The 20,677-nt window shown below is 70.7% G+C and carries 19 protein-coding genes; 6 read left to right on the top strand and 13 right to left on the bottom strand.

What is annotated here, in order from left to right; translation table 11 throughout:
• Positions 1 to 19: 19 nt before the first annotated feature.
• The 4 genes from ACYVO7_RS18160 to ACYVO7_RS18145 all read left to right on the top strand — a co-directional run bounded on the left by ACYVO7_RS18160 (position 20) and on the right by ACYVO7_RS18145 (position 4,021).
• Positions 20 to 1,144: a hypothetical protein gene (locus tag ACYVO7_RS18160; protein WP_460451223.1), complete on the top strand. Its 1,125-nt coding sequence runs from the start codon at positions 20 to 22 to the stop codon at positions 1,142 to 1,144.
• Between the two features lie 76 nt (positions 1,145 to 1,220).
• Positions 1,221 to 2,465, top strand: coding sequence for an O-antigen ligase family protein (locus tag ACYVO7_RS18155; RefSeq protein ID WP_460451222.1), 1,245 nt, complete (start codon positions 1,221 to 1,223; stop codon positions 2,463 to 2,465).
• Positions 2,462 to 3,745 carry a nucleotide sugar dehydrogenase gene (locus ACYVO7_RS18150; protein ID WP_460451221.1) on the top strand — a complete coding sequence of 428 codons (1,284 nt, stop codon included), beginning with the start codon at positions 2,462 to 2,464 and terminating at the stop codon, positions 3,743 to 3,745. Before ACYVO7_RS18155 ends, ACYVO7_RS18150 begins: the two co-directional genes overlap by 4 nt.
• Before the next feature lie 60 nt (positions 3,746 to 3,805).
• Positions 3,806 to 4,021 carry a hypothetical protein gene (locus ACYVO7_RS18145; RefSeq protein ID WP_460451220.1) on the top strand — a complete coding sequence of 72 codons (216 nt, stop codon included), beginning with the start codon at positions 3,806 to 3,808 and terminating at the stop codon, positions 4,019 to 4,021.
• A 41-nt stretch (positions 4,022 to 4,062) separates the two neighbouring features.
• Here ACYVO7_RS18145 and ACYVO7_RS18140 read toward each other — a convergent pair whose 3' ends face one another.
• The 11 genes from ACYVO7_RS18140 to ACYVO7_RS18090 all read right to left on the bottom strand — a co-directional run bounded on the left by ACYVO7_RS18140 (position 4,063) and on the right by ACYVO7_RS18090 (position 16,405).
• Positions 4,063 to 5,067 carry an SDR family NAD(P)-dependent oxidoreductase gene (locus tag ACYVO7_RS18140; RefSeq protein WP_460451219.1) on the bottom strand — a complete coding sequence of 335 codons (1,005 nt, stop codon included), beginning with the start codon at positions 5,065 to 5,067 and terminating at the stop codon, positions 4,063 to 4,065.
• Positions 5,068 to 5,226: 159 nt separating this feature from the next.
• Positions 5,227 to 6,660, bottom strand: coding sequence for a porin (locus ACYVO7_RS18135; protein ID WP_460451218.1), 1,434 nt, complete (start codon positions 6,658 to 6,660; stop codon positions 5,227 to 5,229).
• 480 nt (positions 6,661 to 7,140) lie between these two features.
• Positions 7,141 to 8,013, bottom strand: a complete 873-nt coding sequence (locus tag ACYVO7_RS18130; RefSeq protein WP_460451217.1) for an anti-sigma factor — start codon at positions 8,011 to 8,013, stop codon at positions 7,141 to 7,143.
• Positions 8,010 to 8,561: a sigma-70 family RNA polymerase sigma factor gene (locus tag ACYVO7_RS18125; RefSeq protein WP_460451216.1), complete on the bottom strand. Its 552-nt coding sequence runs from the start codon at positions 8,559 to 8,561 to the stop codon at positions 8,010 to 8,012. The genes ACYVO7_RS18130 and ACYVO7_RS18125 overlap by 4 nt, the downstream gene beginning before the upstream one ends.
• Before the next feature lie 116 nt (positions 8,562 to 8,677).
• The gene (gene uxuA, locus ACYVO7_RS18120) at positions 8,678 to 9,874 is read right to left on the bottom strand and encodes a mannonate dehydratase (RefSeq protein WP_460451215.1); all 1,197 of its coding nucleotides are present in this window, start codon (positions 9,872 to 9,874) and stop codon (positions 8,678 to 8,680) included.
• A gap of 2 nt (positions 9,875 to 9,876) precedes the next feature.
• Entirely contained in the window at positions 9,877 to 11,415 is a 1,539-nt protein-coding gene (locus tag ACYVO7_RS18115; protein WP_460451214.1) for a mannitol dehydrogenase family protein, read from the bottom strand.
• Positions 11,412 to 12,164 carry a GntR family transcriptional regulator gene (locus ACYVO7_RS18110; protein WP_460451213.1) on the bottom strand — a complete coding sequence of 251 codons (753 nt, stop codon included), beginning with the start codon at positions 12,162 to 12,164 and terminating at the stop codon, positions 11,412 to 11,414. Before ACYVO7_RS18110 ends, ACYVO7_RS18115 begins: the two co-directional genes overlap by 4 nt.
• Before the next feature lie 7 nt (positions 12,165 to 12,171).
• The gene (locus ACYVO7_RS18105) at positions 12,172 to 13,449 is read right to left on the bottom strand and encodes a TRAP transporter large permease (protein WP_460451212.1); all 1,278 of its coding nucleotides are present in this window, start codon (positions 13,447 to 13,449) and stop codon (positions 12,172 to 12,174) included.
• Positions 13,449 to 13,949: a TRAP transporter small permease gene (locus ACYVO7_RS18100; protein ID WP_460451211.1), complete on the bottom strand. Its 501-nt coding sequence runs from the start codon at positions 13,947 to 13,949 to the stop codon at positions 13,449 to 13,451. The genes ACYVO7_RS18105 and ACYVO7_RS18100 overlap by 1 nt, the downstream gene beginning before the upstream one ends.
• Positions 13,950 to 14,396: 447 nt before the next feature.
• Positions 14,397 to 15,389 carry a TRAP transporter substrate-binding protein gene (locus ACYVO7_RS18095; RefSeq protein ID WP_460451210.1) on the bottom strand — a complete coding sequence of 331 codons (993 nt, stop codon included), beginning with the start codon at positions 15,387 to 15,389 and terminating at the stop codon, positions 14,397 to 14,399.
• Positions 15,390 to 15,613: 224 nt separating this feature from the next.
• On the bottom strand, positions 15,614 to 16,405 hold the full coding sequence (locus tag ACYVO7_RS18090; protein WP_460451209.1) for a DUF2189 domain-containing protein: 792 nt from the start codon (positions 16,403 to 16,405) through the stop codon (positions 15,614 to 15,616).
• 270 nt (positions 16,406 to 16,675) lie between these two features.
• Between ACYVO7_RS18090 and ACYVO7_RS18085 the strand changes: the two genes are divergently transcribed.
• Together ACYVO7_RS18085 and glgX are read left to right on the top strand one after the other, a co-directional pair.
• A complete protein-coding gene (locus ACYVO7_RS18085; RefSeq protein WP_460451208.1) occupies positions 16,676 to 16,981 on the top strand; it encodes a hypothetical protein in 306 nt (101 codons plus the stop codon).
• 158 nt (positions 16,982 to 17,139) lie between these two features.
• Positions 17,140 to 19,323: a glycogen debranching protein GlgX gene (glgX, locus tag ACYVO7_RS18080; RefSeq protein ID WP_460451325.1), complete on the top strand. Its 2,184-nt coding sequence runs from the start codon at positions 17,140 to 17,142 to the stop codon at positions 19,321 to 19,323.
• A 1-nt stretch (position 19,324) separates the two neighbouring features.
• Here the strand turns inward: glgX and ACYVO7_RS18075 are convergent, their stop codons facing one another.
• Both ACYVO7_RS18075 and ACYVO7_RS18070 read right to left on the bottom strand, forming a co-directional pair.
• A complete protein-coding gene (locus ACYVO7_RS18075) occupies positions 19,325 to 19,474 on the bottom strand; it encodes a hypothetical protein (protein ID WP_460451207.1) in 150 nt (49 codons plus the stop codon).
• 18 nt (positions 19,475 to 19,492) lie between these two features.
• Entirely contained in the window at positions 19,493 to 20,443 is a 951-nt protein-coding gene (locus tag ACYVO7_RS18070; RefSeq protein ID WP_460451206.1) for a ring-cleaving dioxygenase, read from the bottom strand.
• Between the last annotated feature and the right edge of the window lie 234 nt (positions 20,444 to 20,677).

Here is a 20,677-nt window from a genome sequence, read left to right as displayed (position 1 = left end):
TCCGGTCCACGAGCGTCGCATGGACGCTTCCGATCCCGCCTTCGACGGCGATGCGCGCCTGCTCGCCGCCGCGGCGGAGCCGAGCCCCTGGCGCGCGCTGCTGGCCCGGTTCGCCGCCGTGCTCGCCGCGGCGGGTCTGGGGCTGGCGGCCTTCGTCTTCGCGTTCGACCCCTACGGGGCCGGGCCGCTCGCCGGGCTCGCGCCGCCCGCGCTCATGGACATCAACCAGCGCTTCATGTACCCGCAGGTCATCCGCTCGCACGCCTATGACAGCGCGGTGATCGGCACCTCGACGGTGCGCCTCCTCAACCCGGCCCGGCTCGACCCGCTGTTCTCCGCCCGCACGGTCAATCTCGGCATGAACGCCGCCACGCCGTGGGAACAGACGCGCATCGCCGACCTGTTCCTGCGCGAGACGCCGGACCCGGCGCTGATGGTCTTCGGGCTCGACGCGGAATGGTGCGCGCAGGACGCGGCCTCGCCGGCCAAGCGGCTGACCTTCCGGGCCTTCCCCGACAGCTTCTACGACGACAATCGCTGGAACGACTGGCCCTATCTGTTCAACCTCCACTCGATCGAGATCTCGTGGCGGCTGGCCATGCATCGCCTGAAGATGAAGCGCCAGCGCCTGCCGATGAACGGCTACGAGGTCTTCACTCCCGACGAGGCGCTCTACGACGTGGAGCGCGCCCGCACGCACATCTATGGCGACACGGGGTTCGGGGCGTCGCCGCCGGCCCGGGCGCCGAAGGATCCGGTCGCGCCGGACCAGTTCCGCTTCCCCGCCCTGGCCTGGCTGGAGGACCTGCTGGCGCGCCTTCCCGCCCGGACGTCCCGCTTCGTCCTGTTCCCGCCGGCGCACGCGGCCGGCTACTTCCCGGCCGACACGCGGGAGGGCTCGCGCATGGAGGCCTGCAAGGCGCAGGCGACGCGCATCGCCGAGCGCCGGGGGGCCACGCTGGTGGACTTTCGCGTCCCGTCCCCCCTGACGCGGGACGACGCCAATTACTGGGACCACCTGCACTACCGCCTGCCGGTCGCGGAGCGGATCACCCAGGCGCTCGTGGACGCGCAGGCGACCGGCCGCGACGCGCCCGACGGGACCTACCGGGTCCTCGCCTGGGCCAGGAAGCCCGGATCATGACGCGCCCGGATTGCGCCGGCCCCGGCGGGGCCGCATACAGTCGCCGACCAGGGGCGGCGAAACGGAGCGGCCAGGCATGACGAGCGCGACCGAGCGCCAAGGCGACGCGACGCGGTCCGACGCGGGACGGCGGCTCTGCGCGCTCGCGGTCCTGACGCTGACGGCCGCGCTGCCCGTCGCCATGGCGTTCGCCAACCGCTCGTCGCCGCTCCTGCTGAGCGTCGCGGCGGCGCTGGCCGTCGCGGCCGCATGGATCGAGCGCGGCCCCGGCGCGCTTGGCGCGTCGTTCTCCCGCCTGCTGCGGACGCCCGAGGCCTGGGCGGCCGCGGCCTTCCTCGCCTGGGCGCTCGCGTCGGTGACCTGGAGCGTGGACCGGCGCCTGTCGCTGGCGACGCTGGGCGAGTTCGTCATCCCGATCGCGGCCGCCATCGCCCTCGCGGCGGCCCTGCCGGACCGCCTGCCCCGCTGGGCGCCGCTGGCGCTGGCGGCGGCCCTGGTGGTCGTGTCGATCCTGGTGGCCGTGGAGGTGCGGCTCGACTTCCCGCTGCGCCGCCTCTGGGGCGGGCGCATCGAGAGCTTCGTGATGAACCGCCCGATCGTGACGGCCGTGGTGCTGTTCTGGCCGCTGGCGGCGGCGCTGCGGGCGCAGCGCCGCTCCGCCCTCGCGGCCGGCGTCTTCCTGTGCGTCGCGGCCGCCGCGGTTATGTCCACGAGCGGCTCGTCCAAGCTCGGCGTGATCGCCGGCGCGGCGGTCTACGGGCTGGCTCTGGCCGCGCCGCGCGTCGTCGCCAGGGCCGGGGTCGCGCTCCTGGTGATCGTCGTGGCGGCGCAGCCCTGGTTCGGCGAGCTGGCGGACCGCGCCATCCCGCAGCGGGGCTTCGAGGCGCTGAAGGCGGCGCACGCCCGCGAGCGGGTCGACATCTGGCTCGCCTTCGGCGAGGTGGCGCGGCTGCGGCCGCTCACCGGCACGGGCTTCGGCTCCTCCGCCCGCGTCGAGGCCGATCCGGTGGCCGCGCAGGTGCCGGCGGAGCGTCGCGAGATGCTGGGCGTCGGACACCCGCATGACGCGCCCCTGCAGGTCTGGACCGAGCTCGGCGCGCCCGGCGCGCTGCTCGCTCTGGCGCTGTGCGGCCTGCTGGCGCGGCGGTTCTCCGGCATGCCGGTCTGCGTGCTGCCGGAGCGCCTCGCCTTCTTCGCCGCCGCGATGGCGGTGGCGCTGGAGAGCCACGGCGCATGGCAGGGCTGGTGGATCACGGCCGTGGCCGTTCCGGTCGTGCTGTTCTCGCGTCCGCCGGACGCAGACAGGGAGGCGGACCGGTGACGCACGACCGCAGGATCGCGGTGATCGGCCTCGGCTATGTCGGCCTGCCGGTCGCGACGGCGTTCGCCCGCTCCGGCGTCCCCGTGGTGGGCTTCGACATCGACGGCGCCCGCATCGCCGAACTCGTCGCCGGGCATGACCGGACGCGCGAGACCGAGCCGGCGGACCTGAAGGCCCCCTCGCTCGCCTTCACGCAGGACGAGGCGGAGCTGAGGGCCTGCGACTTCTTCATCGTCACGGTGCCGACGCCCATCGACGCCTCGCGCCGGCCCGACCTTCGCGCGCTACTCGGCGCGACCGAGACGGTCGGCCGCGCGCTGAAGCGCGGCGACGTCGTGGTCTACGAGTCCACCGTCTATCCGGGCGCGACCGAGGAGGACTGCGTCCCCGTGCTGGAGCGCGTCTCCGGCCTCGCCTGCGGGCGCGACTTCACGGTCGGCTACTCGCCGGAGCGGATCAATCCCGGCGACCGGGAGCACCGCTTCGAGACCATCGCCAAGGTGGTGTCCGGGCAGGACGCCGCGACCCTCGACATCGTGGCGGAGGTCTACGGCTCGGTGGTGCGGGCCGGCGTGCACCGGGCCCCGTCCATCAAGGTGGCGGAAGCCGCCAAGGTGATCGAGAACACCCAGCGCGACCTCAACATCGCCTTCATGAACGAACTGTCCGTGATCTTCGAGCGGCTCGGCATCGACACGGGCGACGTTCTGGCGGCGGCCCGGACCAAATGGAACTTCCTGCCCTTCTCTCCGGGCCTCGTGGGCGGCCACTGCATCGGCGTCGACCCCTATTACCTCACGCACCGGGCGGAGCGCGCCGGCTTCCATCCGGAGGTGATCCTGGCGGGGCGGCGCACCAATGACGGCGTCGGCCAGCGGGTGGCGCGCCAATGCGTGCGCATGATGCTGGCCGCCGGGAAGGCTTCGCCCAAGGCCACGGTCCTGGGCCTGACCTTCAAGGAGAACGTGCCCGACACGCGCAATTCCAGGGTGGTCGACATCATCGCCGAACTCGCCGCCTTCGGCGTCGCGGTGGAGGTCTGCGACCCCCTCGCCGACCCGGCGCAGGCGCGCCACGAATATGGGGTGGAGCTCACGCCCCTGGAGGCGCTCGCGCCGGCGGACGCGGTGATCCTCGCGGTGCCGCACCGGGCCTTCGTGGCCGGGGGCTGGGCGCTCGTGCGGCGCCTCATGCGGCCGGGCTCGGGCGCGGTCCTCGACGTCCGCGGCGCGCTCGACCGGGACGCCGTCCCGATGGACTACACCCTTTGGCGGCTATGACCGTCGATTGACAAGACTTGCCCGTGCCTATTCGCTCTCTTCTTCACGGGAGGGCTGAACATGAAGTTCCTCTTTGCAGCGACATGCGTATGCTTTGCGATGTCGATCTCGCCTGTGCTGTCCCAAGCCAATCCGAAGCGGGACAAATGCCTCGATGAGGCCGAGGCGAAGGGCCTCTACACGAACCCGCAACGCTCGAGGCAATCCAACAAGTTCAACTTCGCCATGAAGGACCAGAGGCAGGTCTTCATGCGCGAATGCATGGCCCGCAAATAGGACGGATCCGCTCGCCCCGGCTCTCGGCTTATCTCAAGCGCTTACCGCCAGTGGTTCAGGTACCAGTCGACGAAGGCTCTCACGCCCTCGTCGACCGGGGTCGACGGCCGGTAGCCGGTCAGGCGCTCCAGCAGGTCGGCGTTGGCGAAGGTGGCCGGCACGTCGCCGGGCTGCATCGGCAGCAGGTTGCGCTGCGCGGTGCGGCCGAGATGGCGCTCGATGCAGGCGATGAACTCGGACAGCTCCACGGGCTGGCCGCCCGCGATGTTGACCACCCGGAACGGGGCCGCGAGCGAGGCGCCCGTCACCGCCGCCTCGTCCTCGTCGGCGGCCGTCTCCGGCACGGCGCCGAGCAGCAGCGCCATGGCCTCCACGAGGTCGGCCACATAGGTGAAGTCGCGGCGCATCTCGCCCTGGCCGTAGACGTCGATCGGCTCGCCGTCCATGATCGCCTTCACGAACTTGAACAACGCCATGTCGGGCCGGCCCCAGGGGCCGTAGACGGTGAAGAAGCGCATCATCGTGGTGGGGACGCCCCACAGATGCGCATAGGAGTGCGCCATGTGCTCCGTCGCCCGCTTGGTGGCGGCGTAGAGCGTCATCGGCATGTCGGCGCGCTGGTCCTCGGTGAAGGGCATCGTCGGGTTGGCGCCGTAGACCGAGCTGGTCGACGCCATCAGGAGATGGCCGACCTTCAGCTCGCGGGCGAGCTCCAGGACGTTGAAGGTGCCCACCAGGTTGGCGTCCACATAGGCGCGCGGGTTCTCCAGGCTGTAGCGCACGCCCGCCTGGGCCGCGAGGTGGAAGATCGCCTCGGGCGCCGCGTCGCGGAGGATGGCCTGCATCGCCGGCATGTCCTCCAGCATCGCGACATGCTGCCGGAAGTCCGGGTTCTGGTTGAGGATGGAGACGCGCCGTTGCTTGAGGCGCACGTCGTAATAGGCGGTCATCCCGTCGACGCCGACCACCGTGTGGCCGGCCTCGAGAAGACGCCGCGCCAGATGGAAGCCGATGAAGCCGGCCGTCCCGGTGACGAGCACCCGCATGTCGCATCTCCCCGCGATGACCGGAGCATTCTATAGGCTCGCCCCGCTGGCCGGGCCAGCCTCTCGGCCCGCCGCCGCCCGCCGCCGCCGGGCGGACGCCGGCGCAAAAAAAGACCCCGGCGCGAACGCCGGGGTCCCAGACCAGTCCGTGAGGACGGATCAGAAGTCGCGCTGGATCTTGATGCGGGTGTTCCAGATCGACTCGTTGCGGACGGAGATGCCCACCGGGTCGGTCGCGATGAACGAGCCGCTGAGGCCCTGGCCGACATTGGCGTGGATGTAGTTGACCTCGGCGCCGATATCGAGGTCCTTGACCGGCGACCAGGTCACGTTCGTGCCCAGGGTCCAGTAGGTCAGGTCGCGATTGCGGTTGCCGAGAGTGAAGCCGCCGCCGGCGATGAAGGCCGAGGTCGGGCTGTCGCTCTTGATGTACGAAGCCATGAACGCCTGACGGATGGTCGGGGTCCAGTAGTGCAGCATGGCGGCGGTGAGGCCCCACACGGTGGGCTTCTCGAGGTCGAAGCTGGTCACGACGCCGTTGAAAGCGCCATTGCCGACCACGTAGGCGTCCGGAATGAGCGCGCCGACGCCGCCGAAGCTCCAGCTCGACTTGCCGAGACCGAAGGGGTTCGACAGGATGTAGGACGGAGCGCCCTTGGTGTAGGTGCCCTGCAGGTAGAGGGCGTCACCGGGGGAGAGCATCGGCAGGTTGAGCTTGGTGCCGAGGTTCACAGCCCAGCCATACTCCGAGTCGGGGGAGTTGGCGTTGGTGTTCAGGGTCACGCCGGCGGTCGAGTAGTTGCCGAGGCGGATCTGGTGAACGGCGCCCGAGAGCTGCACCGTGCCCCAACCCTGATCGAGACGCAGGTTGGCGACGATGTCAGGCATGGCGTCGCCGGTGTAGGCGTAGGTGCCCACAGCCGTGCCGACCGGCAGGAGGCCGTTGGCGATGTTGACGCCCGAGCGACGCTCGACCTGATCTTCGATCGACAGCGTGGCGGAGAAGCCGCCGCCGAACGTGGCGGTGTAGGCCAGCAGGTTGGTGACGAGCGAGGAGCCGGCGGTCGTGCCGACATACTCGAGATCGCCCGAGTAGAAGTCATAGTACGACTGGGTGCGACCAGCGGTGAGGCCGCCGAACTGCACGAAGGCGCGGTTCAGGTCGACCTGGGTCTGCGCCTGACCGGCGTAGTCGATGCCAGTGCCCGTGAAGGCGGTGCCGACGCGGATGGCCGAACCGGAGTAGATCTGGCCGATACGACGGGAGACGTCATAACGGACATAGGCGCGCAGCAGGCCGTACTCGGTCGCGGTGCGGGCGTCGACGTAGATACGGCCCGTGGTGCGCGAACCGGTCGTGGCGTCGTTGCGGGCGAAGGGCTCGCCGTACTGGTATTCGAACCGGGCGCGACCGCCGATGCGAATGCAGGTGTCGGTGCCGGGGATGTAGAAGAAACCAGCTCCGAAGGTCGAGCAAACGCGGACGTACTCGACCGGCGCAGCCTTGCGGCTCGGAAGATCGGCAGCCTGGGCGCCGGACACAGTGGCGATGCCCGCCGCCGTGGCCATCAGCAGCCTCGTCTTGATGTTCATTTTCAGCTCCTTGGCTCCCGCCCCCACGACGATCCCGATCATCTTGGACCAGGTTCACCGCGACTGCGGAGACTAGACTTTTGTTTGGCCAGCATTTGGCAAGTTGCTTGCCGAGCGCCGCTCCAGGTTCGTGCTCTGAGAGGAAGCCCCCCCTCGGTCGAGCGAGTCGGAAAGTACCACGATCGTTAGTTGCAACAACCTCAAACGCCCCGTTTCACCAACCGCTGGTTGCAATTGCAACCGGCTGTTGCAATTCTGCACCTGACATTCAGTCGGTCCGGCCGGTTTCCCATTCGCCATGCTTAACAAGGGCTTACAGCCGGGGCGCCGGGACTCCGGCCCGATGCGCCCGGGGCCGGCCTGATCCCGCTCCCGCCGCATCGCGCTTTGGAATGCGCCAGCCGTCGCGGCCGCGTGCGGGCCGCCGAATCGCGGACGGCGAGGTCTCTCGCCGCCGCGGCCAGGGCAAGGCCGAAGGGCCTACTCGGCGATCAGCTTGCCGGAATAGACGACCGGGCCGGTCGGCCCGCCGGTGGTGGACCCGCCGGGCGGCTCCACCGTCACGGCGAAGCTGGTCGCCTCCGGCTTCGCGCCGCCGAACACCGTCGGCGCGGGCAGCTTCAGCGCGGCCTGGCCCACGAGGCCCAGCGACTTCGGCGCGCGGCCCTCCACCACCGACCAGAGCTCCAGGCTCTTGCCGGCCGGCGTCTCGGCCGCAACGGGACGCACCGTCACGACGCCGCCGGCGAGGTCGACCCGCACGATGAGGGCGGGCTGGTCCCCTCCCCGGTTGACGGCGGCGACGAACTGGCCGGCCGTCGCGCGCTGGCCACGGAACAGGCTCGCGCCGGGGAAATCCGCGCCGAGCAGGTTGCGCTCCAGCGCCGCCGCAAAGGCCAGCGCCGCCGCCAGGGCGCCGAAAGCGGCCGTCGCGATTCGCCAGCGGCGGAGCGACCGGCGCATGGCGAAGACGTCGGTGAGGCTCGGCGGGGCGAGCGCCTGCTCGGGGAAGGCGCGCAGGTCGAGCGCGGCCTCGGCCGGCGACGCCTCGCCGGTCGGGGCGGGCCCGCCCAGCGGCGACGTCGCGCGCAGGTCCTGCGGTTCGGCCGGGCTCGCGACCGGCTCGAGCCGCACCGGCGGCAGCGTCGCTTCGATGGCCCGCCAGACGCCCGGCCCCGGCTCTTCGGGCGCGGCGGCCGAGGCGAGAGGCGCAAGCTTCGCCTCCCAGGCCTGGACCATGCCCTGCAGCGCCGGATCGCGCGACAGCGCGCGCTCGAAGGCCGCCCGCTCGGGGGCGCTGAGGGTGCCCAGCACATATTCGCCGGCCAGGTTCTGGGCGTCCCCGGCGTTCATTGCGCGTCCAGGCAGGTTCTGAGCGAGGCCAGCCCGCGATGGAGCCAGGTCTTGATGGTGTTGACGGGCCGGTCGAAGCGCCGGGCCAGCTCCTCGCGCGACCAGCCCTCGCAATAGGCCAGCAGGATGCAGGAGCGGTGCTCCTCGTCCATCCGCCCGAGGCAGTCGCGCAGCGCGGATGCGTCCAGCATGTCCGCCTCCCGGTCCCGCGGCTCCGCCAGCTTGTCGTACCAGTCCACGCCGTCCTCGTCGGGGCCGATGAGGTCCGGCGTCTTCTGGCGGATGACGTCGATGGCGCGGTTGCGCGCGATGGAGACCAGCCAGCCCATGGGCGGCCCGGCCTCCGGCGCGTAGCTCGCCGCGTTTCGCCACAAGCGCAGATAGACGTCCTGGAGGATCTCCTCCGCTCCGGCCCTGTTCTTCACGATACGCAGGATCACGCCGAGAAGTTTCGACGCGGTCGCGTCGTAGACGGCGCGGAAGGCCGCCCTGTCGCCTCGTCCGGTTCGGACGATCAGATCCGCGAGATGGGTGGCGTCGGGCGGCAAGCGTGCGTCCTGGGTTGGGGGGAACCGCCTGTCTACGCACGACGGGGACCGCCGGACGCATCCGGCGGACCAGGGATCGTAGGCTGAGCCTTAGCCCGCGCGCAATCGAGTTCCACTCAGACGGGTAGGCCGCGCAACTGCGACACCGCCGTCATGACGCCGCGGATCTCGGCGAGGCCCTTCAGGCGGCCGATCGCCGAATAGCCCGGGAAGCTCCCCTTGCCGACGTCGTCGAGCAGTTCGTGGCCGTGGTCGGGCCGGAACGGGATGCGCCACCGGTCGTCCCCGGCCTCCTTGCGGCGTTTCTGCTCGGCGAGAAGGATCTCGACCACGGCCACCATGTCGGTGTCGCCGCCGAGGTGGTCGGCCTCCATGAAGGAGCCGTCCGGCTCCTTGGCGACGTTGCGCAGATGCGCGAAATGGATCCGCGAGGCGAAGCGCCGGGCGATGGCCGGGATGTCGTTATGGGCGCCGGCCCCGAGCGAGCCGGTGCAGAGGGTCAGGCCGTTCGCCTCCGACTCGACCGCGCCCAGGATGAAGGCGAGGTCGTCCTCGCTGGAGACGATGCGCGGCAGGCCCATCAGCGAGCGCGGCGGATCGTCGGGATGGATGGCCATGCGGATCCCGACCTCCTCGGCGGTCGGGATCACCTCGCGCAGGAACCGGGCGAGGTTCTGGCGCAGCGCCTCGCGCGAGACGCCCTCGTAGCGGGCGAGGTGCCGGCGCAGCCCGGGGATGTCGTAGCGGTCGAAGGCGCCCGGCAGGCCGGCCATGATGGTGGCCAGCAGGGCGTCCTTGTCGGCCTGCGTCGCACGGTCGAACCAGGCCTTGGCCCGGTCGACCACCTCGGCGGGGAAGTCGTCGCGGGCGCCCGGGCGCTCCAGCATGAAGCAGTCGAAGGCGGCGTATTCATGCGCGTTGAAGCGCAGCGCCGAGCCGCCGCCCGGCAGCGGATGGCGCAGCTCCGTGCGGGTCCAGTCCAGCACCGGCATGAAATTGTAGCAGATCGTCCGCACCCCGCAGGCCGCGAGGTTGCGCATGGACTGGCGATAGGCCTCGAACAGCGCCTCGAGGTCGCCCTCGCCGATCTTGATCCGCTCGTGGATCGGCAGGCTCTCGACGACGCTCCAGCGCAGGCCGAGCGAGGGGTCGGCCGCGATCAGCGCCTTGCGGGCCTCGATCTCCTCCACGCTCCAGACGACCCCGTAGGGGATCTGGTGCAGCGCCGTCACGACGCCGCTGGCGCCGGCCTGACGGATCGCGCGCAGCGGGACGACGTCGTCCGGGCCGAACCAGCGCCAGGTCTGTTCCATGCTCAATTCTCCGTTGGGTTCATGGGGTCGCCCGCTCGGGCGGACGCTCTGGAGGAGGCCGCGGCGGCCGCCAGCGCGCCCTGGGCGAGCAGGCGCGCATAGGCGGCCGTGACCGCCTCCACGAAGACCGGGGACCGGGGCAGGTCCGGGCCGAACACCGCCTCGACGCCGAGCACCGCCTCCACGCGGGCGGCCGGGTCCGGGCCGGCGCCGTCGAGCGCCGCCCTCAGGCGGTCGGCCAGCGGATCGCGCACGTCGATCGGGCGGAAGGCCTCGTCGACGCCGCCGACATAGCGGATCCACGCCGCCACCGCGAGGGCCAGCAGCGGGATCGGGCGGCCCTGGGCCAGCCGGTCCCGCACGGTGGACAGGATGCGCTGGGGCAGCTTCTGCGATCCGTCCATGGCGATCTGCCAGGTGCGGTGCCGGATCGCCGGGTTGGAGAAGCGCTCCAGCAGGTCGCCCGCGTAGTCGCCGAGGTCGAGCCCCGGCGGCGCCGGCACGGCCGGGATGATCTCGTCGCGCCAGAGCGCCGTCACATAGGCGCGCAGCGCCGGAGCGGCGACGGCGTCGCCGATCGTCTCGCATCCGGCGAGATAGCCCAGATAAGCCAGCGCCGAATGGGCTCCGTTGAGCAGGCGCAGCTTCATGTGCTCGTAGGGGGCCACGTCCTCGACGAATTGCGCCCCCGCTCTGTCCCAGGACGGCCGGGCTCCGTCGACGAAATGGTCCTCGATCACCCATTGGCGGAACGGCTCATGGGTCACCGGGGCGGCGTCCCACAGGCCGGTGGCCGCGAAGGCCGCGTCCAGGTCGGCCTCGGTCGCGGCCGGCACGATGCGGTCCACCATCGTCGACGGGAAGGCGCCGTGGGTCTCGATCCAGGCCGCGAGGCCGCCGTCCCGCAGGGCCGCGAAGTCGCGCACGAGGCCGGAGACGAGCCGGCCGTTGTGCGGGAGGTTGTCGCAGCACAGCACCGTGAACGGGCCGACGCCGTTCGAGCGCCGGCGCTCCAGGGCCTCGACGATGACGCCGACCGCGGTGCGCGGCTCGCCGTGATTCTCCAGGTCGTGCCGGATGTCGGGATGATGCTCGTCGAGCAGCCCGGTCGCGGGATCGTGGCAGTAGCCCTTCTCGGTCACCGTCAGGCTGACGATCCGGGCCGAGCGGTCCGCCATCATGGCGACCACCGCCTCCGGGTCCTCCGGGGCGACCAGGACGGCCTTGAGGCAGCCCACGATGCGGGCCGACACGCCCTCCGGGCCGCGCTGCAGGGCCGTGTAGAGGCCGCCCTGCGGAGCCAGCCGGTCGCGCTGGTCCGGCCGCTTCAGGCTGACGCCGGCGAAGCCCCAGGGGCCGGGCTCCTGGGCCAGGACCTCGTCGGTGTAGAGGACGGCGTGGGCGCGCACGAAGGCGCCGAGGCCCAGATGCACGACGCCGACGCGCAGCTTCTCGCGGTCGAAGCCGGGCAGGATGGTCCCCGCCTTGGCCTGCGCCAGGGTCGCGGGGGATAGGCGGGGTCGTTCGGCCGGGACGGTCATGGCTGCTCGTCCGCTCCAAGATCGTCGTTGATGAGATCGGGGTGCTCGGCCGCCAGGGTCTGGGCGATCTTGAGCACCTCGGACATGTGCGTCCGCATGGCGGCCTCGGCCGCGGCGGGATCGCGATTCTCGATGCCCGACAGGATAGCGCGATGCTGCGCGATGAGCACCTCCACCGGCGTCACCGCCGGGATGCTGAGGAACCGCACGCGGTCGAACTGCGCCTTTTCGCGCTCGATCACGGCCCAGAGCTGCGCCACGCCGCTGCCGTCGGCCAGCGTGTGATGGAAGGCGTCGTCCGCCTGGGTGAAGCGCTCCGGATCGCGCTGCGCCCGTTCCTGCTCGGCGATGGCGCCCCGCGCCCGGGCCAGGACGCCCGGCGAGGCCCCGCGCTCGGCGGCGCGGCGGACGGCGGCGAGCTCGAGCGCCTCGCGGACGAAGCGCGCCCGCTCCATCGCCGACAGCGAGATGCGGCTGACGAAGCTGCCGCGCTGGGGCCTCACATCGATGAGGCCCTCCTCCACGAGGCGGATCAGCGCCTCGCGGACCGGCGCGCGGCTGGTGCCGAAGCGCAGCGCCAGCTCGTTCTCCGACAGCCTCTCGCCCGGCCGCAGCCGCAGGCTGACGATGTCCTGGCGCAACGCCGCGTGGATGCCGCGCACCGTGGGCGGCGCAGCCCCGAGGCCGCCCGCCTCGGAGCGGGCGGACCGGTCTCGGGTCCCCAGGACGGAGGGCCGATCCGAGCTCATGCCCGCCTCACTTGTAGAACAGGCTCGGCAGCCAGAGCGAGATCTGCGGCACGTAGGACACCAGGAACAGCACCAGGATGTTGCAGACCAGGAAGGGCCAGATCGCCTTGCTGATCTGCCCCAGCGAGATCTTGGCGATGTTGGCGGCCACGAACAGGCACACGCCCACCGGCGGCGTCGTGAGGCCGATCATCAGGTTGATCACCGCGAAGGTCGCGAAGTGGATCGGATCGATGCCGACCTTCAGGGCGACCGCCAGCAGCGGCGGGAACAGGATGATCAGCGCCGCGATGGTCTCCATGAACGTGCCGACGATCAGCAGCAGGATGTTGATCAGCAGGATGATCAGGTACTTGTTGGTGGTCAGCGCCAGCATGGAGGCCGCGATGGCCTGCGGGATCTGCTCGCTGGTCAGGATCCAGCCGAACACGTTGGCGAGGCCGACCAGCAGCACCAGCGCGCCGGACCCGATCGCGCTCTCGATCAGGATGCCGGGCAAGGCCGACACCTTGAAGCCGCGATACACGAACAGGCCCACCACGAAGGCGTAGAGCGCCGACACCACCGAGGCTTCGGTCGGCGTAAAGTAGCCGCCGACGATGCCGAACAGGATGACGCCCGTCATCAGGATGGCCCAGAAGGCGGCCTTGCTGGTGCGCAGCACATGGCCCCAGCCCTGCCAGGTCCCCTTGGGGTAACCGCGCCGGCGGGAGATGATGTAGACCGTGATCATCATTCCGACGCCCATCAGCACGCCCGGGACGGCGCCGGCGAGAAACATCTTGCCGACCGACAGACCCGTGAGGGTGCCGACGATGATCATCGGCACGCTGGGCGGGATGATGGGCCCGACGGTTGAGGCCGCCGCCGTGACGGCCGCCGCGAAGGGGGCGTCATAGCCGGACTTGCGCATGGCAGGGATCATGACCGCGCCGATCGACGCGGTCTCGGCCACGGCCGTGCCCGAGATGCCGGCGAAGATCATGGAGCCGACCACGTTGGCGAGGCCGAGGCCGCCGCGGATATGGCCCACGATGGCGTTGCCGAAGCGCACGATCTGGTCCGTGATGCCGCCGCCGTTCATCAGATTGCCGGCCAGCACGAATCCCGGGATGCAGAGCAGGACGAAGGAGTCCATCCCGGCGAACATGTATTGCGGCACCACCGAGAGATCGATGCCGGCGCCGAGCAGATACACGGCCGAGGCGAGGCCGAGCGCCACGCCGATGGGCGTGCCGAGGATGAGGCAGACCGCGAAGGTTCCGAACAGCAGGGTGACGAGCATCAGACGAGTTCCCCGTGGCTGGCGGGCGGCGTCTGGCCGAAGCCGAGGAAACGCGCGAGGGAGAAGAAGGCGAGCGAGACCGGGATGATCAGCGTCACGACATAGACGGCGATCATCGGCACATCGAGCGAGCGGGCGCGCTCGCCGACGCTGCCGGCCACGTAGTCCCAGGCGCCCGGCAGGATCGCGAGCGAGAACACGATCATGATGACGTCGACGATGCGCTCGACCACGCGGCGCGCGGCGGGCGGCAACGGCGTGATGAACAGGTCGACGTTCACGAGTTCGGACCGCAGCACCGCCAGCCCGCACGAGAACGCGACGAGATAGACCAGCGCGAAGCGGGCGACCTCCTCGGTCCAGGAGGGCGACGGGAAGCCCGGAATGCGGCCGAGCACCTGGATGGCGACGACGCCGATCAGCACGGCGAAGGCGGCGAGCGTGCCGTAGCGGCAGACGCTCACCAGGACGGCCACCAGGCCGGCGAAGGCGTTGCGCATGGGTTTCCTCGGTCGAATGCGCCTCGGGCTTGCTCCCGACGGGCTGTGGCTGCTCGAAGCCGCTGAAGCGAGCGTCTTCATCTGCGTTTCAGCAGCCTCATCCCCTCATCCTGAGGAGCAGGCCCGCTTGGGCCTGCGTCTCGAAGGACGAGGGCTCCAGGTCGCTGGACCCGGGAGCCTGCTGGAGTCCCTCGTCCTTCGAGACACATCGCCCAAGGGCGATGTTCCTCAGGATGAGGGGATTGCGGCGCGCCCCATGCCGGGATGGGGCGCCGGCCCGGCGGGAGGGCCGGACCGGCGGATGTGAGGCGCGCCCTTCTCCCCGGAACGGGGAGAAGGTGGCCGAGCGCAGCGAGGTCGGATGAGGGGATGCCGGCGGACCCTCACCCCAGCCCTCTCCCCGTTCCGGGGAGAGGGGGCGCATCCGAGCGCTCGGCCCGGTTCGCCTCACTTGGTGGCGACGATCTCGTCGTAGAGCGGCTTGATCTCGGCCGGCAGGGCGGAGGTCACGGCGTCCTTGGCCTTGGCCGCGAAGGCGGCCTTGTCGACCTCGACGAACTGCATGCCCTTGGCCTTGAGGTCGGCCTCGAGCTGCTTCTCGTCGGCCGTGAACAGGCCGCGCTCATAGGCCTGGGCGGCCTTGGCGGACTCGGCGATCGCCTTCTGCTGGGCGTCCGTCAGGCGGGCCATCTTCTTGGAGCCGCCGACAAGGTAGATCCAGCTCAGCACGTGGTCCGTCTGGTTCACGTATTTCTGGACCTCGTTGAAGCTCGCCGACTTGATCAGCGCCAGCGGGTTCTCCTGGGCGTCGATGGTGGAGTTCTGCAGCGAGGTGAACACCTCCGAGAAGGCCATCGGGGTCGGCTTGGCGCCGAGCGCCTCCCAGACCTTCACGAAGAGCGGAACGTTCGGGACGCGCAGCTTCAGGCCGTTAAGGTCGGCCGGCGTCTTGATCGGGCGGTTGGAGGTGAGCTCGCGCGGGCCGCGGGCGAAATAGGCCAGCACCTTGAGGCCGGTCTTGTCGTCGATGTTCTGGGCGATCTTGGCGCCCACCGAGCCGGACACGACCTTGTCGAGATGGTCGAGGTCGCGGATCGCGTAGGGGACGGCCAGCAGCGCCGCCGAGGGGGCCCAGTTCTGCAGGGACTCGCCCGTGATGGTGAAGTCGACCGTGCCGAGCTGGATTCCCTTGATGAGATCCGTCTCCTTGCCGAGCTGCTCGTTGGGGAAGATCTTGACCTCGATCTCGCCATTGGTGCGCTTGGCGACTTCCTCGGCGAAACGCAGGCTGGCCTTGTGCCAGACGTTCTCCTCGTTGCCGAGGTGGCCGAGCTTGAGGGTGACCTTGGCCTGGGCGAAGGCGGGCGCGGCGAAGCCCAGACCGATGAGCAGACCCAGACCGGCGCCAGCGGCGCGCCGGGTGAAGCGGAGCCTCGACATGATGCGTTCTCTCCAGTGTGACCGGCGTTCGCCGGCGGCTTGAGACCTGGCCCGTCCCCGACCCGCCGCGCCGTTCGGGGGCTCGGGGGATCCAGGCGGTCCTGGTTGGGACGGGCGCGACAGGCGCGACGCCGCAACTGGTCGACAAGTCGACAAGTAGCAGCGGATCGCCGGCTTGGCAACTTGGGTTCGCGTCTCCGCCCCGGACCCCGAGAAGAGCCGGGCTACGCCACCATTCGCCTGTAGAGGTGCCAGGAGGCGTGCGCCAGCACCGGGATGACGATCGCCAGGCCGAAGAACAGCGGGATGAAGCCGATCACCAGCGCCGCCGCGATGAAGATCGCCCACAGCGCCATCGGCCCGGGATTGGCCGCCACCGCCTTGAGGGAGGTCGCCACGGCGACGGCCGGGCCGACGCCGCGGTCCAGCATCAACTGGAACGAGACGACGCTGATGGAGAAGGCCGACGCGGCGAACAGGAAGCCGACGACATTGCCGAGGATGATCAGCGCCCAGCCATGCGGGGTCGACAGCGATTCCTGCACGAGCGAGGCCAGCGACTGCGGCGAGCGCGAGCCGAACAGCCACTCGTAGAGGCCCTCGGAGATCACCAGCCAGCACAGGAACATCAGCGCCAGGATGGCCCCGAGCGCGAGGATGCCGAGAAAGCCCGGGGCCCGAACGACCTCGAAGGCGTGCCGCCAGCGGGTGTCCAAGCCGAGTTCGCGGCGGCGGCTCAGCTCATAGAGCCCGACGCCGGCGACCGGCCCGAGCAGCGCGAAGCCGGAGATGAGCGGGAAGACGAGCGGCAGGGCGTCGTTGTCGAGGAGGAAGCGGCCGAGCAGCAGGCCCACCACCGGGTAGATCAGCCCGATGAAGACGACATGGGTCGGCATGGCCCAGAAATCCTCCAGCCCCTGGGCGAGGGCGCGTTTCAGGTCGGCGGAGCCGATCCGCCGCACCTGGGGCGTCGACGGGGCGTCCGCGTAACCGGAAACCACATTCAGGTTCGCCATGGTCGTACCTCCCTGTCTCGAGGTCACGACGGCCGAAGGCGGCGCAGGTCACCGCCACTCAGGAGCCGCAACCGATGGACAAGAGTAACGCGGCCGGCCGCCTCTGTCCTGCGCGCAATGCGCCCGCCCCGCCCGATGGCGGAGGCGCCCGTGCGGCCGGCGCTGACGAAGGATTCACCATGCGTGCCGGTTTTCCGGCCCTGGAACGGGACTTTCACGGGCTGAGGAGCATGCTGGGGGCGGATCCGGAACCGGACATCGGAGGACGACATGACGACCTGGACGCGCCCGGCCCCGTGGGGCGCCGCTTTGCGCCTCGCCGCCCCCTTGCTGGGCGCCGCGATGATCGCCGCTCCCGCGACGGCGGGCGGGCATCATCACAACCTCTATGCGCCGCCGCTGTTCGGGCCGGCGCCCGAGGAGCTGATCTATGAGGGCATGGCCCCCATCCCGCCGCTCGGCCCGCGCGGCTCGCGCTATGTCGGCGCGCCGGTCGTGAACCGGGCCGGGGTGCTCTACAACCGGCCCTTGCCGACGCCAGGCTATGCGACGCCGGTGATCTCCGTGCGGTACTGACCGCCGCGCGGTCACGACGGCAGGACCGGGACCGCGTCCGCGTCGATCGGGCGCGACGCGACCATGGCCGAAGCGGGGCGAAACGGCGGAGCTTCTTCGAGGCTGGCGCGTTGAGGCGGAAACGCGACCGTTTTCCCCCAGCCGAGGCCCCCATGAACATGCAGGCGAAGTCCCCGCCGACCGAACGCGCCATCACGACCGCTCCGCAGACGCAGCGCAAATCGCGGGTGCGGGAGGGCCACCCCTTCCCGCTCGGCGCGACATGGGACGGGCTCGGCGTCAATTTCGCGCTGTTCTCCGCCAACGCGACCAAGGTCGAGCTCTGCCTGTTCGACATCGAGGGCAAGACCGAGCTCGAGCGCATCGAGCTGCCGGAATACACCGACGAAGTCTGGCACGGCTACCTGCCCGACGCCCGGCCCGGCACCGTCTACGCCTACCGGGTGCACGGCCCCTACAATCCGGCGGCCGGGCACCGGTTCAATCCCAACAAGCTGCTGCTGGACCCCTACGCCAAGCAGCTCGACGGCGCGTTCACCTGGAATCCGGCCCTGTTCGGCTACACGCTGGGCCACCCGGACGCGGACCTGTCCTTCGACGAGCGCGACAGCGCCCCCTTCGTGCCGAAATGCCGGGTCATCGATCCCGCCTTCACCTGGGGGGCGGAGCGCCGCCCGCAGTCGCCGTGGGACCGCACCATCCTGTACGAGGCGCATCTGCGCGGCTTCACCATGCGCCATCCGGCGGTCGAGGAGCCGCTGCGCGGCACCTTCTCGGGCCTGATGACGCATGAGGTGATCGAATACATCCGCGGCCTCGGCGTCACCGCCATCGAGCTCCTGCCCATCCACGCATTCCTGGACGACAGCTACCTGGAGGAGAAGGGGCTGCGGAACTACTGGGGCTACAACTCCATCGGGTTCTTCGCCCCGCAGCCGCGCTACCTCGCGACGCCCTTCGTCAACGAGGTGAAGGAGATGGTGTCCCATCTCCACGAGGCCGGCATCGAGGTGATCCTCGACGTCGTCTACAACCACACCGCCGAGGGCAACGAGCTCGGCCCGACGCTGTCCTTCAAGGGCATCGACAACGCCTCCTACTACCGGCTGGCGCCCGACAAGCGCTACTACATCAACGACACCGGCACCGGGAACACGGTCAACCTCAGCAACTCCCGCGTCCTCCAGATGGTGACGGACAGCCTGCGCTACTGGGCGGAGGAGATGCATATCGACGGCTTCCGCTTCGACCTCGCCACCATCCTGGGCCGCGAGCCGCACGGCTTCGAGGAGGACGGCCGCTTCCTCGACGCCTGCCGGCAGGATCCGACGCTCGCCCGGGTGAAGCTGATCGCCGAGCCCTGGGACTGCGGGCCGGGCGGCTACCAGGTGGGCCGCTTCTCGCCCGGCTGGGCGGAATGGAACGACCGTTACCGCGACACCGTCCGGGCCTACTGGAAGGGCGACGAGGGCAAGCTGCCCGAACTCGCGGCCCGCATCACCGGCTCGGCCGACTTCTTCAACAAGCGCGGACGCAAGCCCTGGGCGTCGGTGAACTTCATCACCGCCCATGACGGCTTCACCCTCTACGACCTCGTCTCGTACAACGAGAAGCACAACGAGGCGAACGGCGAGGACAACCGGGACGGCCACTCCGACAACCTGTCCTGGAACCACGGCGTCGAGGGCCCGACCGACGATCCCGACATCAAGACCCTGCGCCTGCGCCAGATGCGCAACATGCTGGCCACGCTGATGTTCTCGCAGGGCACGCCGATGCTGCTGGCCGGCGACGAGTTCGCCCGCAGCCAGGGCGGCAACAACAACGCCTATGCGCAGGACAACGAGATCTCCTGGATCGACTGGGAGGCCATCGACGAGGACGGCAAGGCGCTGACGGACTTCACCCGGCGGCTCATCGGCATCCGCCAGTCCCAACCCATGCTGCGGCGCGGGCGCTTCCTGAGCGGCGCGTACAACGCCGAGCTCGACGTCAAGGAGGTGACCTGGCTGACGCCGGGCGGCGACGAGATGACGCCGGACCACTGGAACGACGGCAACGCCCGCTGCTTCGGCGTGGTGCTGGACGGGCGCGCCCAGCCCAGCGGCATCCGCCGCCGCGGCAGCGACCGCACGCTGATGCTGGTGCTGAACGCCCATCACGACGTGGTGGAGTTCACCCTGCCGGAGGTGGCGGGCGGCCGCGAATGGCGCCGCCTCGTCGACACGAACCGCCCCGACCTCGACGACGGGGACGAGCGGCTGCCCCTCGGCCACGCCTATGAGGTGACCGGCCGCTCGCTGCTGCTCCTGGAGCTGCAGCCCGAGCGGAAGAAGGGGTGAGCTAGAACGCTCCGGCGCGCTCCAGCCCGATCACCGCGGCGACCAGCACGAGGCCGGCCGCCGCGGCGAGGAGCATCGTCCTGAGCCCCATGCCGCGGCCGACCAGCACGAGGGCGCCGATCAGCCCGACGACGGCGACGATCCTGTCCATCGCGGCGTCCCCCGCGCGTCAGAGCGGCTTCAGGCCGGCCTCGATCTGGGCCCGGCGCGGCTCAAGGAAGGGCGGCAGAGCGAGCTTCTCGCCGAGCGCCTCGGCCGGCTCGTCGGTGGCGAAGCCCGGCCCGTCCGTGGCGATCTCGAACAGGATCCCGTTCGGCTCGCGGAAATAGAGGCTCTGGAAGTAGAACCGGTCGACCGGCCCGCTGGACGGGACCCGCAGCTCGCGCAGCCTCTCGTTCCAGGCCGCGTATTGCTGCGCGTCCGGCGTGCGGAAAGCGACGTGATGCACCGCGCCGGCGCCCTGCCGCGCCTCGGGCAGGTCCGGCTCGACGACGACGTGGAGCTCGGCGGCCGGGCCGCCCTCCCCCATCTCGAAGACGTGGACGCTGCGCCCGTCATGGTCGTAGCGGCGCGCGTGGCGCATGTTCATCACCCGCTCGAGCACCGCGCCGGTGGGGGCGGCGTCCGGCACGCTGAGCGTGATCGGGCCGAGCCCGCGGATCTGGCGCTCCGCCGGGACGGGGCTGCGGTCCCACGGATGGGCCGGGCCGGCGCCGCCGTCGTCCACCAGCGCGAGCCGCTGGCCCTCGGGATCCTCGAAGTCGAGCGTCAGTCGGCCGTCGCGGGTCGTGATCCCGCCGTGGCGCACGCCGCGTTCGTCGAAGCGCGCCGCCCACCAGCGCAGGGTCTCCTCGCCCGACACCCGGAGCGCGGTCCGGGCGACGCTGTGGGTTCCGCGCCGCTCGGGCGCGGCCGGCCAGTCGAAGAAGGTGATGTCCGTCCCGGGCGAAGCCTCGGCGTCGGCGTAGAACAGGTGATAGGCGCTCACGTCGTCCTGGTTCACGGTCTTCTTCACCAGCCGCATGCCCAGCGTCCCGGTGTAGAAGTCGTGATTGCCCTTCGCGTCGGCGGTGATCGCCGTGAGGTGGTGGATTCCGGTGAGCTGCAAGGGTGTCGCCATGGCGGTCGGGTCCTGCTGCGGCGCCGCGGATCGCGGCGCTTCGTTGGAGGGAGAGATAAGCCCAGCCGCCGCCGGCGCCAGTGCCGCCCTCTTGCAGCCCCGCATAGCCCACCATGCGGACGCGCCCCCTCGCCCCGTGGCTTGCGGTTCGCTCGCCGCCCCGGGGGGCCCCCGCGGCCCCCCCCCGGGGGGGGCGGGGGGGGGGGGGGGGGGGGGTTTTTTTTTTGCGCCCAC

It is taken from the genome of Alsobacter sp. SYSU BS001988 (assembly GCF_054796215.1).
This window is presented reverse-complemented; position numbering and strand designations above follow the sequence as displayed.

Excerpts from the sequence above, each read along its gene's own strand:
- ACYVO7_RS18160 (WP_460451223.1), top strand. The coding sequence starts at position 20 with ATGGACGCTTCCGATCCCGCCTTCGACGGCGATGCGCGCCTGCTCGCC.
- ACYVO7_RS18155 (WP_460451222.1), top strand. The coding sequence starts at position 1,221 with ATGACGAGCGCGACCGAGCGCCAAGGCGACGCGACGCGGTCCGACGCG.
- ACYVO7_RS18145 (WP_460451220.1), top strand. The coding sequence starts at position 3,806 with ATGAAGTTCCTCTTTGCAGCGACATGCGTATGCTTTGCGATGTCGATC.
- ACYVO7_RS18140 (WP_460451219.1), bottom strand. The coding sequence starts at position 5,067 with ATGCGGGTGCTCGTCACCGGGACGGCCGGCTTCATCGGCTTCCATCTG.
- ACYVO7_RS18135 (WP_460451218.1), bottom strand. The coding sequence starts at position 6,660 with ATGAACATCAAGACGAGGCTGCTGATGGCCACGGCGGCGGGCATCGCC.
- ACYVO7_RS18130 (WP_460451217.1), bottom strand. The coding sequence starts at position 8,013 with ATGAACGCCGGGGACGCCCAGAACCTGGCCGGCGAATATGTGCTGGGC.
- uxuA (WP_460451215.1), bottom strand. The coding sequence starts at position 9,874 with ATGGAACAGACCTGGCGCTGGTTCGGCCCGGACGACGTCGTCCCGCTG.
- ACYVO7_RS18115 (WP_460451214.1), bottom strand. The coding sequence starts at position 11,415 with ATGACCGTCCCGGCCGAACGACCCCGCCTATCCCCCGCGACCCTGGCG.
- ACYVO7_RS18110 (WP_460451213.1), bottom strand. The coding sequence starts at position 12,164 with ATGAGCTCGGATCGGCCCTCCGTCCTGGGGACCCGAGACCGGTCCGCC.
- ACYVO7_RS18105 (WP_460451212.1), bottom strand. The coding sequence starts at position 13,449 with ATGCTCGTCACCCTGCTGTTCGGAACCTTCGCGGTCTGCCTCATCCTC.
- ACYVO7_RS18100 (WP_460451211.1), bottom strand. The coding sequence starts at position 13,949 with ATGCGCAACGCCTTCGCCGGCCTGGTGGCCGTCCTGGTGAGCGTCTGC.
- ACYVO7_RS18095 (WP_460451210.1), bottom strand. The coding sequence starts at position 15,389 with ATGTCGAGGCTCCGCTTCACCCGGCGCGCCGCTGGCGCCGGTCTGGGT.
- ACYVO7_RS18090 (WP_460451209.1), bottom strand. The coding sequence starts at position 16,405 with ATGGCGAACCTGAATGTGGTTTCCGGTTACGCGGACGCCCCGTCGACG.
- ACYVO7_RS18085 (WP_460451208.1), top strand. The coding sequence starts at position 16,676 with ATGACGACCTGGACGCGCCCGGCCCCGTGGGGCGCCGCTTTGCGCCTC.
- glgX (WP_460451325.1), top strand. The coding sequence starts at position 17,140 with ATGCAGGCGAAGTCCCCGCCGACCGAACGCGCCATCACGACCGCTCCG.
- ACYVO7_RS18075 (WP_460451207.1), bottom strand. The coding sequence starts at position 19,474 with ATGGACAGGATCGTCGCCGTCGTCGGGCTGATCGGCGCCCTCGTGCTG.
- ACYVO7_RS18070 (WP_460451206.1), bottom strand. The coding sequence starts at position 20,443 with ATGGCGACACCCTTGCAGCTCACCGGAATCCACCACCTCACGGCGATC.